The 14268-nt window shown below is 73.0% G+C and carries 12 protein-coding genes; 6 read left to right on the forward strand and 6 right to left on the reverse strand.

What is annotated here, in order from left to right; all coding sequences use genetic code 11:
• The first annotated feature begins 117 nt into the window (after positions 1-117).
• From ACQYWQ_RS06245 to ybaK, 3 genes are all read left to right on the forward strand, one after another.
• Positions 118-1107: a hypothetical protein gene (locus ACQYWQ_RS06245; RefSeq protein WP_431032891.1), complete on the forward strand. Its 990-nt coding sequence runs from the start codon at positions 118-120 to the stop codon at positions 1105-1107.
• 181 nt (positions 1108-1288) lie between these two features.
• Complete coding sequence (locus ACQYWQ_RS06250; protein WP_431032892.1) at positions 1289-2029, forward strand: LON peptidase substrate-binding domain-containing protein; 741 nt, start codon at positions 1289-1291, stop codon at positions 2027-2029.
• Positions 2030-2057: 28 nt separating this feature from the next.
• A complete protein-coding gene (gene ybaK / locus ACQYWQ_RS06255) occupies positions 2058-2561 on the forward strand; it encodes a Cys-tRNA(Pro) deacylase (protein ID WP_431032893.1) in 504 nt (167 codons plus the stop codon).
• 157 nt (positions 2562-2718) lie between these two features.
• Here ybaK and ACQYWQ_RS06260 read toward each other — a convergent pair whose 3' ends face one another.
• From ACQYWQ_RS06260 to ACQYWQ_RS06280, 5 genes are all read right to left on the reverse strand, one after another.
• Positions 2719-3486 (reverse strand): ABC transporter permease, encoded by a 768-nt coding sequence (locus ACQYWQ_RS06260; RefSeq protein WP_431032894.1) that lies wholly within the window; start codon positions 3484-3486, stop codon positions 2719-2721.
• A 91-nt stretch (positions 3487-3577) separates the two neighbouring features.
• Positions 3578-4426, reverse strand: coding sequence for an ABC transporter permease (locus tag ACQYWQ_RS06265; RefSeq protein ID WP_431032895.1), 849 nt, complete (start codon positions 4424-4426; stop codon positions 3578-3580).
• A complete protein-coding gene (locus tag ACQYWQ_RS06270) occupies positions 4423-4548 on the reverse strand; it encodes a hypothetical protein (RefSeq protein WP_431032896.1) in 126 nt (41 codons plus the stop codon). Before ACQYWQ_RS06270 ends, ACQYWQ_RS06265 begins: the two co-directional genes overlap by 4 nt.
• A complete protein-coding gene (locus ACQYWQ_RS06275) occupies positions 4545-5555 on the reverse strand; it encodes an ABC transporter ATP-binding protein (RefSeq protein ID WP_431032897.1) in 1011 nt (336 codons plus the stop codon). Before ACQYWQ_RS06275 ends, ACQYWQ_RS06270 begins: the two co-directional genes overlap by 4 nt.
• A gap of 700 nt (positions 5556-6255) precedes the next feature.
• Complete coding sequence (locus ACQYWQ_RS06280; RefSeq protein ID WP_431032898.1) at positions 6256-7590, reverse strand: NYN domain-containing protein; 1335 nt, start codon at positions 7588-7590, stop codon at positions 6256-6258.
• A gap of 297 nt (positions 7591-7887) precedes the next feature.
• Here ACQYWQ_RS06280 and ACQYWQ_RS06285 point away from each other — a divergent pair, with 297 nt between their 5' ends.
• A complete protein-coding gene (locus ACQYWQ_RS06285; RefSeq protein ID WP_431032899.1) occupies positions 7888-8052 on the forward strand; it encodes a hypothetical protein in 165 nt (54 codons plus the stop codon).
• A 280-nt stretch (positions 8053-8332) separates the two neighbouring features.
• Here the strand turns inward: ACQYWQ_RS06285 and dnaE are convergent, their stop codons facing one another.
• Positions 8333-11878, reverse strand: coding sequence for a DNA polymerase III subunit alpha (dnaE, locus tag ACQYWQ_RS06290; protein WP_431032900.1), 3546 nt, complete (start codon positions 11876-11878; stop codon positions 8333-8335).
• Positions 11879-12011: 133 nt separating this feature from the next.
• Between dnaE and ACQYWQ_RS06295 the strand changes: the two genes are divergently transcribed.
• A complete protein-coding gene (locus ACQYWQ_RS06295) occupies positions 12012-13349 on the forward strand; it encodes a DUF2252 domain-containing protein (RefSeq protein ID WP_431032901.1) in 1338 nt (445 codons plus the stop codon).
• A 149-nt stretch (positions 13350-13498) separates the two neighbouring features.
• Positions 13499-14188, forward strand: coding sequence for a hypothetical protein (locus tag ACQYWQ_RS06300; protein ID WP_431032902.1), 690 nt, complete (start codon positions 13499-13501; stop codon positions 14186-14188).
• The last annotated feature ends 80 nt before the right edge of the window (positions 14189-14268 follow it).

Here is a 14268-nt window from a genome sequence, read left to right on the forward strand (position 1 = left end):
GGGCACCATGTTTTGCCAGGGCTTTACTCACTCCCGTACAACGTAAGTCCCGATGCCAAAGCGACACCCGTGCCCCTCTGGACGGGTCCCCACCTGCGGTTTTCAATGGTCCGCACCATGCGTCCCCTGCTCGCCCTGCGCCGCGCCGCCCGGATGGCCAGGCACACAGCCCCGCTCGCCGACGGGCTGCCCGCCGACGAGGAGTTGCTGCTCGACGCGCCCGAGCCCTGGCTCGCGCCCGCGCTCGTCGCCGCGGGCAGCGGGGACCACGAGGCGGCCGCGAAGCTGCTCGCGACGACGCGGGAGCGGGGGCAGTGGGAGACGCGGGACCGCGCGGTGCGGCGGCTCGCCTCCTTCGCGGCCCGCCGCCCCGAGTGGTACGCGCACTGGACGGCTTCGGCCCCGCACGACCCCGACCTGCTCCTCGTCGGCGCCCAGCTCGCCGTGCGGGCCGCCTGGGAGTCCCCCGCGCGTGCCGAACTGCTCCGCGAGGCCGCGCCGCTCGTCGCCGCGGCCGCCGAGGCGCAGCCCGACGACCCGGTGCCGTGGCGGCTCGCGCTCGACGCGGCACGCGCCACGGGCGCGGGGCACGCCGTCTTCACCGACCTGTGGGAGCGGGCGCTGCGGCGCAGCCCGCACCACGACGGCTGCCACGTCTCCGCGCTGCTCTACCTCTCGGCGTCCTGGCACGGCTCGCACGGCGAGTGCTTCGACTTCGCCGAGCGCGCCGCCGACGACGCGCTGCCCGGCTCGCTGAGTCAGGCGCTGCCGCTGCGTGCCGCGTACCTGTGGCTGCGCGGGGACGCGGCGGGCGGTGTCCCCGAGAGCCGCGCCGTCGCGGCGGCCGAGCGGGCCCAGGCGCTCTCGGCGCGCTTCGCCGAGGGCGATCCGTGGCCCGCCGAGGTGCGCAATCTGCTCGTGTACGTGCTGGTGCGCCTGCGGGCCTGGGACGCGGCGCTCCAGGAGGTGCGCCGGGTGGGGCCGCTCGTGACCTCGTTCCCGTGGGCGCGGCTCTCGGACGACCCGCTCGCGCAGTTCATGGACGTACGGGACGGGGTGCGCATCGAGGTCGCCGCGGCGACACCGCTGCGCGGCGCGCCCTCCTGACGGGGGCTCGGGCGCGGCGCCACGGGGGCGCGGGGACCGCGCGGCGGGCGTCCGGGAGGCGCGGGACGGGTGTTCTCGGCGCGCGGGACGGGTGTCCGGGGAACGCGGGGCGGGGGCGGCGCGGCGCGGAGTGCGCGAGGGCGCGGCGCGGGGGCGTCCCGGCCCATTAGGCTTGCCAGCCGTGACGACCGTCCGATTGCCTCTCTTCCCGCTGAACTCGGTGCTCTTTCCCGGGCTCGTGCTTCCCCTCAACATCTTCGAGGAGCGTTATCGCGCCCTCGTCCGCGCCCTCGAAGAGCTGCCCGAGGAGGAGCCGCGCCGCTTCGTCGTCGTGGCGATCAAGGACGGCCTGGAGGTCGCGCCGAGCCTGCCGGGGCTGCCGGGCGAGGACGCGAAGCCCGATACGCGGGCAGGCGCGGGCTTCGGTCCCGACCCCCGGCGCGCCTTCCACGAGGTCGGGTGCATCGCCGACGCGGCGAGCGTGCGGGAGCGGCCCGACGGCGGCTTCGAGGTCCTGACGACAGGGACGACGCGGGTCAGGCTCGGCGCGGTCGACGACTCGGGCCCGTACCTGACGGTGGAGGCGGAGGAGCTGCCCGAGGAGCCGGGGGACGACCCCGAGGCGCTCGCCGAGGCGGTGCTGCGGGCGTTTCGCGCGTACCAGAAGCGGCTCGCGGGGGCGCGGGAGCGGACGCTCGCTGCGGGGACCGAGCTGCCGGACGACCCTTCCGTCGTCTCGTACCTCGTGGCGGCGGCGACGATGCTCGACGTGCCGACCAGGCAGCGGCTGCTCCAGGCCCCGGACACGGCCTCGCGGCTGCGCGAGGAGGTGCGGCTGCTCCGCTCGGAGACGGCCGTCATCCGGCATCTGCCCTCGCTGCCCGCGATGGAGCTGACGCGTACGCCGACCAGCTTGAACTGAGGCCGCCCCCCTGAACCGAGAGAGACCGATGGCGAAGAAGGCGAAGAAGAACGACCAGGCGGGCGGGACCCCGGCGACGGTCGCGCTCATGCGGGCGGGCACGGCGTACACGCTGCACTCCTACGCGCACGACCCGGCGCACCCCTCGTACGGCGAGGAGGCGGCCGAGGCGCTCGGGGTGACCCCCGAGAGGGTCTTCAAGACCCTCGTGGCCGAGGTGGACGGCACCCTGACGGTCGCGGTGGTCCCTGTCGCGGGCAGCCTCGACCTGAAGGCGCTCGCGGCGGCGGTCGGTGGCAAGCGCGCGGTGATGGCGGACCCGGCGGCGGCGGAACGCACGACGGGCTACGTGCGCGGCGGCATCTCCCCGCTGGGTCAGCGCAAGCCGCTCCCCACGGTCATCGACGCCTCCGCGGGAGCCCACCCCACGATCTGTGTCTCGGCGGGCCGCAGGGGCCTGGAGGTCGAGCTGGCCCCGGCCGACCTGGCGAGCCTGACGAAGGCGGTGCTGGCCCCGATCGGGAGGGCGTGAAGCGCCCCCGGCGGGGACGTACCGGGGGCGGGTGGACCGGGGGGACGCACCAGGGCGGGCGCACCGGCGGCGGACGCACCGACGGCGGACGCAGCGGCGGCGGGCGCAGCGGGCGCGCGGCGGGCAGGTTCCCGGCGCTCCGGAGGCGGCGCGCGCCTCAGCCCGCAGGAGGGGGCGCGTACGGTGCCGCGGCGCCCGGGCCCCCCGTACCGCCACGGCCCTCGGAACCCGTGCCGCCGCTGCCGTCGTGTCCCGTACCGCCGCCGCTGCCGTCGTGCCTCGTACCGCCGCCGCTGCCGTCGTGTCCCGTGGCGTCGCCCGTCGGCCAGGGGCGCGGTGCGCCGCCCGGGGTGGCCCGGGCGGGGACCGCGTCCATGCCGTACGGCGAGGGGTCGCGGGGGCCGAAGGCGGCGGTGAGGAGGAGGTGGACGACGCAGGCGGCGAGGGGCCAGGCCAGGAGCGTGCCCTTGGCCGCGAGCTTGAGGGGGGCGTCGAAGGTGACGTTCTTGCCGACCTCCTTCGCGTGCGCCACGACGTCCTGCGTCGGTCCGAGCCACACGCCGAGGCGCCACGCGACGACCGAGCCGAGCAGCGCGCCCGCCGCCATGCCGAGGACGAGCGCGGCGCCGCCCGCGCGGCGCCACAGGAAGACGGCCGCGCCGGTGAGGATGCCGAGCCCGAGGCCGATCAGGGCGAACGTGCCGTCCGCGCCGATGGGCTGCTCGCCCTCGCTGTCCTTGAGGTACACGGCGTTGCCGTCCGCGATGAGCGGCACGCGCGGCGCGAGCCACAGCCACAGGCCACCGAAGGCGAGGCCGAGCACGACGAGCAGGAGAGCGAGCAGAAGGCCGCGCCGTACCTGCCCCTCGGGAGGCGGCTGCGCGGGGGCGTACGGGGCCGGGGGCGGTGTCTCGGGAGCGCTCACCGGCCCATCGTGCCAAACGCGCGCCGGGACGGCCGTTCGAGGGGTGCCGTGCGGGGCATGCTGTGGACGGCCTGTGAGCCGCCCGCCCGGTTCAGCGGGGGCCCGCGACCGCCGCACGCCGGTACGCCCACGTGGCCACGGCGAGCGAGACGACCCCGACGCCCGCGCAGACCCCGAGGTCGCCGAGGACCACGAGCCAGTCGGGACGGGCCGTGAAGGTCCTGGCGAAGGCCTCGACGCCGTACGTCGAGGGAAGCAGGTCGCGGCACCACTGGATCGGCTCGGGCAGGTGGTCGGCGGGCAGGACGCCGAGGAGCAGCGCCGCGGACATGCCGAGCTGGCCGAGCAGCGTGGCGAGTTCGGGGCGCGGTGCGAGCAGCCCGAAGGCCGCGCCGAGCCCGGCGAGCGCGGCCCCCGCGAGCGGGACGACGGCGAGCAGAATCCACACGTGCGCGACGGGCAGCCCGAAGAGCCCGCAGCCGATGAGCGCGGTGACGAGGGTCCCCGGCGCGGTGAAGGAGGCGTACGCCCCCGCGGCGCCGAGGACGACGGCGGCGGGCGGCACCGGGAGGGTCGCGTAGTGGTCGAGTCCCCCGGTGGCGCGGAGCTGGCCGAAGTACTGGGCGAGGAGGTTGAGCGCGACGAAGGCGACGACGAGGACGGCGGACCCGGCGACGACCGCGCGGGCCTCGTCACCGCCGTCGACGACGCCCCGCATGAGGATCATGATGCCGACGGACTGGAACGTCGCGACGAAGAGCAGCGGGATACGGGCCACGCGGGCCCGCGAGAGCTGGGCGCGGTAGACGGCGCCGAGGGCGGGCAGCAGCCGCGCGCGCGGCGCGAGCGGCGCGGGCCCTGCCGTCGGCAGGCTCTCGCGGCGGGGTCCTGGAGTGCGCACGGTGCCGGTCACCTCGGCCTCGATCGGTGCGGCGCTCATCGGCGGCCGTCCGCGTCCTCGACAGGGTCCACGAGATCCACCGGTACGGCTGTCACGGTCAGGGTGCTCCTGTTCGCTTTCGCCGGGTTGTCGCCGGCCGGGCTGCTGCTGCGTCGGCTCACGCCTTGACCAGCCCCTTCGTGCTTCCGCCGAGGGAGAGGTAGACGTCTTCGAGGCTGGGGGTCGTGAGGGTGAAGTCGTCGAGGGCGAGGAAGGCGGCGCCTCCGGTCACGGCGGAGACGGCGGCGCGGGCCTCGTCCGGGGCGAGCCGCAGCGTCCAGCGCCGCCCCGCCTCGGTCGCCGAGGCCCGCAGCGCGGCGACCTCGGGCACGTCGAGCGGCGCGCGTTCGCGCCAGACGAGGTCGAGCCTGACCTCGTGGGCGACGCGGGACTTGAGCCCGGAGGGCGTGTCGCAGGCGATGATGCGGCCCGCTTCGAGCACGGCGACCCGGTCGAGCACCGTCTCGGCCTCGATGACGTTGTGGGTGACGAGCAGGACGGTGACGCCCTGCTCCGCGCGGCGCCGGTCGACGGCGGCCCACACGGCGCGGCGCGCGACGGGGTCCATGCCCGTCGTGGGTTCGTCGAGGACGAGGACGGAGCGGTCGCCGACGAGGGCGGCCGCGAAGCAGGCGAGGCGGCGCTGGCCCCCGGAGAGCTTCTTGAGGGGGCGCGCGGCGAGTGCGGTGAGGCCGAGTTCGTCGAGGATCGCCGCGCGGGCCGTACGTACCGCCGCCGCGTCCATGCCGCGCAGGCGGCCCGTCGTCTCGACGGCGAGGGCGACGGTCAGCTCGTCGAGCGCGGTCGACTCCTGCCCGAGGTAGGCGAGCAGGCGCGCGGCGCGCTCGGGGTGGCGTACGAGGTCGTGGCCGAGCAGGTGGATGGAGCCCGAGTCGGGGCGCATGAGCCCGGTGAGCTGCCGCACGAGTGTGGACTTGCCCGCGCCGTTGGGACCGAGGAGGCCGAAGATCTCACCGCGGTGGACATCGAGATCGACACCGTCGGTGGCACGCACGGCGGGGGCGGGGGGCTGCCCGCGCCGCCCGCGCAGCGCCGGATACGACTTGACCAGCTCACGCACCACGCACACGACCTCACCGTCGCGCGCCTGTGCCGTACCCGTGTCCACGACACCCGAGGCTACTGGGTCGGACCAGGACGGCGGCGCCCGGGGCCCGCTCCGGTCCCGCCCCCGGCGTGTCGCACTCACCACAGCCTCGGGGCGCACGAGCGGCCCGTACCTCCTCGCGACCACGCGGCCCCGGCCCCGCCTGCGACGAGCTTCGGGCCCGCGCTTCCGGCCTCGGACCCGCTTGCGACCAGGCCTGTGCCTCAGACCCCGGACCCGCTTGCCACAGGCCCGCGCCTCCGACCCCGGACCCGATTGCCACAGGCCCGCGCCTCAAGCCCCGGACCCGCTTGCCACAGGCCCGCGCCTCCGACCCCGAACCCGCTTGCGACCAAGACCGCGCCCCCGGCCTCCTACCCCACCAGCGTGCGGACGGGCGGACAGCCACTGGGGGGCAGACGCCCCTGCGCACGACCTGGAGCGGACAGCCCCCACCCTCCCTGGGGGGCGACCCCACATCAATCCTCTCGCACCCCCACCCCCCCCACCCCGCCCCCCGCCGAAATCTGTGGATAACTCTCCCGAAGTCACGACGCGGCTCACCCGCAGGGATGAGGCATGTCCCCGCACGTCCGCTACGAGGGGAATTTCCCACCCGTACGGGCGCTACCTGCTCGCGCCCCGGACCCCACCCCGGGACAGCACCCCACCCCACGCACGCCGGAAGCGCTCCGCCGCTCCCGCACACGGGGCGCGAGGGTCACCGCCCCGTCGGTGCCCCCGCCTCCACACCCGTCTCGCGCCAGAAGCCCGCCCTGATCGCGTAGCGGTCGTTCTCGTCGATCTGGTCGTCCTTGTGCGCGAGGAGACCGAAGCGCGCCGCGTAGCGCAGGAGTTCGCCGTCGATGCGGTGCGGGATGCGGGGATAGAGGGGGGCCAGGCGCTCGCGGGCCGGGGGGTTCGGCGGGACACGGGCGAGCCAGCGGCGGGCGAAGACCTGGCCGACCTCGAAGGGGTCGCCGCCGACCGTCGTGATGTCCTCCTCACGGTCCGCCCACCGCTGCTCGGCGGTGGTGAGCTGCGCGAGGGTGGGGAGCGCGGCGGCCTCGGGGGGCTCGCCGCCGGGGCGTTCGACCCAGCCCTTGTCGGAGGACCACCGCAGGGTCGCGTTCGGCGCGGGCTGCGCGGCGGGCGCGGGGGTCTTGAGCGCGGCGAGGTCCTTCGGCGTGGGGACGGCCCTGCCCCCGGCCCGCTCCCCCGCCTGCGCGTCCTCACCCACCCCGGAACCGGGCACGGAGCCGGCACCAGCCCGTCCCCCCGCCCCCATCCCGGGCCCGGCGCCCACGCCGACCCCCACCCCCACGCCGGCCCCCACACCCGCGTCCACGCCCGCGCCCACCCCGTCTCCCGGCCCCGTCCCCGCCTCGGCGGCGCGCGGTGCGGGCGGTGCCCCGTCGCCGTCGGGGAGCGGCGCCGAGAAGATCGCGGCGATCTCGGGGCTGCGCGGCCCGGTCGGCAGCGCGCAGGGCCCGGGGGCCTCCTTGGCGCGGATCGCGCCCGTGATCCACTGCCGGTCGAGGACCCGGCGTTCGTCGGCCTCGGCCACGAGGTCCTCGGACTGGTTGTAGTCGCCGTCCGCCGCCTGAACGGCCCACAGGTGCACGGCGACCCCGTGCTCCTTGGCGGAGACGAGGCCCGGCAGGAGGTCGCCGTCACCCGTCACGAGAACGACGTCGGAGCAGGCCCGATTGCGGGCCAGTTCGGTGAGTTCGGCGTGCATCGCCGCGTCGACGCCCTTCTGCGCCCAGCGCCCGTCACTGCGGGTCAGCGCGCCGAGCCGCACGGTGACGCGCGGCCGCACCCGGAGCCTGCGGTGCTCGGGCTGCGGTACGCGGTCGGGGGCGCCGTCGAACCAGTAGATACGGAGCAGGGGTTGGCCGGTCTCCTCCTCGGCCCGCTCGCGCAGTCGCTGGATGAGCGCGGCGTGATCGACGGTGATCCGGGAACGCGAGGGATCACCGGCCAGCAAACTGGCGGCGGCACCGAGGAGATACCCGGCATCGACCAGGACGACGCAGCGGTCCACGCGTTCCACCCTCTTCCCTCACGACCCGGGGCCCGCTCCCGTCTCCGGTGACGGAAGGCGGTTTCGCCTCGGCTTCGCTTCGAGTCTGCCCGACCGTACGAGGGTTAACGGTCCGAACTCGATCATCGGCGTGCCGTTTCGCCGCAGGCCCTGTCGCCACCGTCCGTTACCGGCCATGTCAAGGCGCGCGCACGCCCCTTCGCTACGGCCATCACGCACGGTAATTGCCCGAAATGCGTTCTTTGTCGGCTCGTGTGAGAGTGAGCGCGTACCTGGCCCCCAGACCTTCCCAGGAGGAAGATTCACATGGCCAAGAACAAGAACCGCAAGCAGAGCGCCCAGAACCGTTCCTCCGCCGAGGCGGCGAGCGCGCAGGCCAAGGAGACGTCCACGGAGGCGCACCAGGCGTCCCAGGCGACGCCCGGGGACATGGCCCGCAAGGGCCGCGAGCGGCGCTTCGGCCACAACTGACCCCCGGGGTCGGGTCACGGCCAAGGCCCGTACGTCCCCCGGTGTCCCGCACCCCCCGGGACGTACGAGAAGGGGCGCCCCCGTCGCGCGAACGACGGCGGCGCCCCTTCGGCACGCACGCGGACCGCACGCCCCGCACGCCCCGTACGCCAGAGGGGCCGCACGGCACCTACCGCGTACCCCGTATGCACCGGAGCCCCGCGACCCGACCCGTCCCACGAAAGCCCCACGGCCCCCGCGGCAGCCCGCGAGCCCCCCAGCCCGCGAGCCCGCGAGCCCGTTAGCCCGCCAGGCAGGACGGCCCGAGCAGCACCTTCAAGTCACCGAACAGCGAGGGATCGGGCTGCACCCGGTGCCTGTCCAGGCGCAGGACGGTCGTCTTGCGCGGGCCCTGGAGCTTGATCCGCACCTCCGAGTTGCCCCGGTGGCTGCCGAGCACCTCGCTGAGGCGGCTGATCATCGGCGGCGTGACGCGGGTCGCGGGGATCGTGATGACCACCGGGGCGTTGGTGCCCGCGTTCGAGAGGTCGGGGACCTGCATCTCCATCGCGACGAGGCGCGGGATGTCCTCGCGCTTGTCGAGCCTTCCCTTGACGAAGACGACGGTGTCCTCGACGAGTTGGGTCGAGACGAGCTGGTACGTGGCGGGGAAGAACATGCACTCGATGGAGCCCGCGAGGTCCTCCACCGTGGCGATCGCCCACGCGTTGCCCTGCTTGGTCATCTTGCGCTGGAGGCCCGAGATGATGCCGCCGACGGTGACGACGGCACCGTCGCCGAAGTCGCCGCCCGTGAGCTGCCCGATGCCCGCGTCCGCCTTGTCCGAGAGCACGTGCTCCAGGCCGAAGAGCGGGTGGTCGGAGACGTAGAGGCCGAGCATCTCGCGCTCCTGCGCGAGGAGGTAGCCCTTCTCCCACTCGTCTTCGCCGAAAGTCACGTCGAGCCCGAAGCCCGGCTCGTCCTTGGCGTCGTCGTCGCCCATGCCGCCGAACAGGTCGAACTGCCCCTCGGCCTCCTTGCGCTTGACCGCGACGACGTTGTCGATCATCGGTTCGTACTGCGCCGTGAGGCCCTTGCGGGTGTGCCCGAGCTGGTCGAAGGCGCCCGCCTTGATGAGCGATTCCGTCGTGCGCTTATTGCAGACGACCGCTTCGACCTTGTCGAGGTAGTCGGGGAAGGAGGTGTACTTCCCCTTCGCCTTGCGACTGCGGATGATCGAGTCGACCACGTTCTGGCCGACGTTCCTGACCGCGGTGAGGCCGAAGAGGATCACGTCGTCGCCCTGGGCCGCGAAGTTCGCGAGCGACTCGTTGACGTCCGGCGGCAGCACGCGGATGCCCATCCGGCGGCACTCGTTGAGGTAGACGGCCGACTTGTCCTTGTCGTCGCGCACCGAGGTGAGCACGGCGGCCATGTACTCGGCCGGGTAGTTCGCCTTGAGGTACGCGGTCCAGTAGGTGACGAGCCCGTACGCGGAGGAGTGCGCCTTGTTGAAGGCGTACCCGGCGAAGGGGACGAGGACGTCCCACAGGGCCTGGATCGCCTCGTCGCTGTAGCCGTTCTTGCGGGCACCCGCCTGGAAGAGGACGAAGTTCTTCTCCAGCTCGTCGGCCTTCTTCTTGCCCATGACGCGGCGCAGGATGTCGGCCTCGCCGAGCGAGTACCCCGCGACGATCTGGGCGGCCTTCTGCACCTGCTCCTGGTACACGATGAGGCCGTAGGTGAGCCCCAGGACCTCCTTGAGCGGCTCCTCCAGCTCGGGGTGGATCGGGGTGATCTCCTGCTGGCCGTTCTTGCGCAGCGCGTAGTTCGTGTGCGAGTTCATGCCCATCGGGCCCGGCCGGTACAGGGCCGAAACGGCGGAAATGTCCTCGAAGTTGTCCGGCTTCATGAGGCGCAGCAGGGAGCGCATCGGGCCGCCGTCGAACTGGAAGACGCCGAGCGTGTCGCCCCGGCACAGCAGCTCGTACGTCTTCGGGTCGTCGAGCGGGATGGCGAGGAGGTCGAGTTCCTTGCCCTTGTTGGACTTCACCATCTTGACGGCGTCGTCCATGATCGTCAGGTTGCGCAGGCCCAGGAAGTCCATCTTCAGCAGGCCGAGCGACTCGCACTGCGGGTAGTCCCACTGCGTGATGGTCACGTTGTCCGTGTGCCTGACCCAGACCGGGGCGTGGTCGATGATCGGCTCGCTGGACATGATGACACCGGCGGCGTGCACGCCCATCTGGCGCACGAGGCCCTCGACGCCCTTGGCGGTGTCGATGACCTTCTTGACGTCGGGCTCGTTCTCGTACATCCCGCGCACTTCGCCCGCCTCGGAGTAGCGCGGGTGCGTCGGGTTGGTGATGCCGTCGAGGTCGATGCCCTTGCCGAGGACGTCGGCGGGCATCGCCTTGGTGATGCGGTCGCCCATCGCGTACGGGTAGCCGAGGACGCGCGCGGAGTCCTTGATGGCGTTCTTCGCCTTGATCTTGCCGTACGTGCCGATCATGGCGACCTTGTCGGCGCCGTACTTCTCGGTCACGTAGCGGATGACCTCGACGCGCCTGCGTTCGTCGAAGTCGATGTCGACGTCGGGCATCGAGATGCGCTCGGGGTTGAGGAAGCGCTCGAAGATCAGTCCGTGCTCGATCGGGTCGAGGTCGGTGATGCCCATCGCGTACGCGACGATCGAGCCGGCCGCCGAGCCCCGGCCGGGGCCGACGGCGATGCCGTTGTTCTTCGCCCACATGATGAAGTCGGCGACGACGAGGAAGTAGCCGGGGAACCCCATCTGGATGATGACGTCCATCTCGTACTCGGCCTGCTTCTGCCGGTCGTCGGGGACGCCCGCCGGGTAGCGGCGCTCCATGCCGCGGCGGACCTCCTCCTGGAACCAGGTGATCTCCGTGAAGCCCTCGGGGATGTCGAACTTCGGCATGAGGTCGCGCTTCTCGAACATGCCCGTGGTGTCGATCTGCTCGGCGACCAGGAGCGTGTTGCGGCAGCCCTCCTGCCAGGCGTCCGAGGAGTCGATGGCGTACATCTCCTCGGTCGTCTTGAGGTAGTAGCCCGTGCCGTCGAAGCGGAAGCGGTCGGGGTCCGAGAGGTTCTTGCCGGTCTGGATGCACAGGAGCGCGTCGTGGGCGGTGGCCTCGTGCGCGTACGTGTAGTGCGAGTCGTTGGTGACGAGCGGCGGGATGCCGAGCTTCCTGCCGATCTCCAGGAGGCCGTCGCGGACCCGGTGCTCGATGTCGATGCCGTGGTCCATCAGCTCCAGGAAGTACCGGTCCTTGCCGAAGATGTCCTGGTAGTCGGCCGCCGCCTTGAGCGCTTCCTCGGGCTGGCCGAGGCGCAGCCGGGTCTGCACCTCGCCGGAGGGGCAGCCGGTCGAGGCGATGAGGCCCTCGGACCACTGCGAGATGGTCTCCTTGTCCATGCGGGGCCACTTCTGGAGCCAGCCCTCGGCGTAGGCGTCGGAGGAGAGCTTGAAGAGGTTGTGCAGCCCGGTGCTGTTCGCCGCCCAGATCGTCTTGTGCGTGTAACCACCGGAACCGGAGACGTCGTCGCGCTTCTGGTGCGGCTGGCCCCACTGGATCTTGCGCTTGTTGCGGCGGGACTCGGGGGCGACGTACGCCTCGATGCCGATGATCGGCGTGATGCCCGCCTTCTTCGCCTGGTGGAAGAAGTCGTAGGCGCCGTGCAGGTTGCCGTGGTCGGACATCGCGATGTGCGTCATGCCCATCTCGTTGCACGCCTGGAACATGTCCTTGAGCCGCGCCGCGCCGTCCAGGAGCGAGTACTGCGTGTGCACGTGCAGGTGAGTGAACGGCGGTGTGGCAGGCACGGTACCTCCGGGGGCGGCGGACGAAAGGGACCCGGGAAGTCTATGCCGGAAGGAACCGGGACCAGCCCTCCGGTCGTTGTCATCGCGGGGATCGATCCGTCCCCTGGTTCACCGCCCAAGGAGGCACCACGCGATGTCGGTCCCGCAGCCCACTGCCACTCCCGCCGAGGAGCGGGGAGAGCACATCCTCGGCGTGTTCGACACGGCCTTCGGAGAGCTGCTGACGGCGGACCCCGCCGCCTTCCGGGTGAAGTTCCGCAAGATGGCGGCCTCCGCCTTCGCGTTCTACCGCGGCACCGCCTGCCTCTTCTACGCCGACCTCGCGCGCGAGCGGCACAGCGGCCCGTACCTCGACGAGCGCACGAGCCGCGTGTGGGTGCACGGTGACCTCCACGCCGAGAACTTCGGCACGTACATGAACGCCCGCGGCCGCCTCGTCTTCAACGTCAACGACTTCGACGAGGCCTACGTCGGCCCCTTCACGTGGGACCTCAAGCGCTTCGCCGCCTCCGTCGCCCTCATCGGCTACGCGAAGGCGCTCGGCGACGCGCAGATCACCGAGCTGGTCACGCTCTACGCGCAGTCCTACCGCGAGCGCGTCCACCAGCTCGCGACCGGCGCCAAGAGCGACGAGGTGCCGCCCTTCACGCTCGACACCGCCGAGGGGCCGCTGCTCGGGGCGCTGCGCGAGGCCCGCTCGCTGACCCGTTTCGGGCTCCTGGAGTCGATGACCGAGATCCGCGAGGCCGAGCGCCGCTTCACGGCGGGCCCCGGCACCGTCGAGCTGGACGCGGCGACGCGCTACAAGGTCCTCGCCGCCTTCGACGGCTACCTGGAGACGCTGCCGGAGGCGAGCCTCGCCCGGCCCGACTCGTACCGCGTCAAGGACGTCGTCGGCAGGCGCGGCATCGGCATCGGCTCGGCCGGGCTGCCCTCGTACAACATCCTCCTGGAGGGGAACAGCGACGCGCTGGAGAACGACGTCGTGATCTACCTCAAACAGGCCCAGACCCCCGCCGTCTCGCGGCACGTGGACGACGCGGCGGCGCGCGCGTACTTCCTGCACGAGGGGCACCGCACCGTCCTCTCGCAGCGCGCCCTCCAGGCGCACGCGGACCCGTGGCTGGGCTGGACCGAGCTGGACGGGGCCGGTCAGCTCGTCGCCGAGGTCTCCCCGTACGCGGTCGATCTCGACTGGAGCGACATCGACGAGTACGAGGAGATCGCCGCCGTCGTCGCCGACCTCGGGCGCGCCACGGCAGCGATGCACGCGGCGGCCGACGACGAGAGCGAGCACTCCGAGCTGGTGCCCTTCTCGACCGAGCGCGCCATCGACGCCGCGATCGCCGCCGACGAGGAGGGCTTCGCACCGCTCCTCGTCGATTTCGCGCACCGCTACGGAGCGGTCGCCCGCCGTGACCACCAGATCTTCGTGGACCTCTTCCGCAACGGCCGTATCCCCGGCCTGTGAGCGGCCGTCCGCCCCCGGGGTGTTGTCCCGGGAGCGGACGGATGATTCCCTTGCGCCACACGGCCGCGTGGTGGTGCCTGTCACCCCGCGGCTTTCCACAGCATCCCTTTAGGGCTCGCTTAACCGGGCCCGTGGCAGACTCGACAGCGATGGACATATCAGGGACCCAGCTCAGAGCACTGCGCGCGACGTTCTTCACGGCGCTCGTGGTGACGCTCTCCGCTGCCTCCCACGTGATCCTCTCGCGTGCGCCGCTGCCCCTCACGCCGCTCCTCGTGGTCGCCGGGGCCGTCTTCGCGCTCGCGTACGCGCTCGCGGGCCGTGAGCGGCGGTACGGGGCCATCGCCGCGCTCCTGGTCCCGCTGGAGCTGACAGCGGACACCGTCTTCACGACGGGCCAGCACCTCTGCTACGGCGAGGGCGGCGGCCCCGTCGCGGGACCGCTGCGCAGTGTCGGCATCGACGTCCTGTGCGGCGGCGGCCCCGTCGGCGTCCCGCTGAGCCACTTCGCCGGTGGCGAGCCCACCGGCGCCGCGACCCTCCTCACCGACCCGCGCCCCGGTGCCGCCTGGCTGCTGCTCGGCGCGCACCTGGCGGTCGGGATGCTCGCGGCTGCGTGGTTGCGCGGCGGCGAGAAGGCCCTCGCCAGGGCGCTCGGCTCGCTCACCTGGTTCGCCTTCCGGCCGCTGCTGCTCGCCGTGGCCTGCGCCGCCGCAGGTGGCCGCGCGGCCCGCGGGCACCTCGGCCCGGGGCTCGCCCCCGTGGCCCGCCCCCACCTGCTGCTCCTGGCCCACTCCGTAGGGCGCAGGGGACCTCCCGCGGTCACGCTCGCCGCCTGAAGTCCCCCGCCGTGCCCCCGTGGCACGGCCCCCCACGCACGTCCCCCGTACGTCTCACGATGCACGTACGTCTCACGGAT

Origin of the sequence: Streptomyces sp. P6-2-1 (genome assembly GCF_050613165.1) — a bacterium.
Lineage (GTDB): Bacteria > Actinomycetota > Actinomycetes > Streptomycetales > Streptomycetaceae > Streptomyces.

What these genes read in the sequence shown, in the direction of transcription:
- ACQYWQ_RS06245 (WP_431032891.1), top strand. Translation starts at nt 118, where the DNA reads ATGCGTCCCCTGCTCGCCCTGCGCCGCGCCGCCCGGATGGCCAGGCAC.
- ybaK (WP_431032893.1), top strand. Translation starts at nt 2,058, where the DNA reads ATGGCGAAGAAGGCGAAGAAGAACGACCAGGCGGGCGGGACCCCGGCG.
- ACQYWQ_RS06265 (WP_431032895.1), bottom strand. Translation starts at nt 4,426, where the DNA reads ATGAGCGCCGCACCGATCGAGGCCGAGGTGACCGGCACCGTGCGCACT.
- ACQYWQ_RS06285 (WP_431032899.1), top strand. Translation starts at nt 7,888, where the DNA reads ATGGCCAAGAACAAGAACCGCAAGCAGAGCGCCCAGAACCGTTCCTCC.
- ACQYWQ_RS06295 (WP_431032901.1), top strand. Translation starts at nt 12,012, where the DNA reads ATGTCGGTCCCGCAGCCCACTGCCACTCCCGCCGAGGAGCGGGGAGAG.
- ACQYWQ_RS06300 (WP_431032902.1), top strand. Translation starts at nt 13,499, where the DNA reads ATGGACATATCAGGGACCCAGCTCAGAGCACTGCGCGCGACGTTCTTC.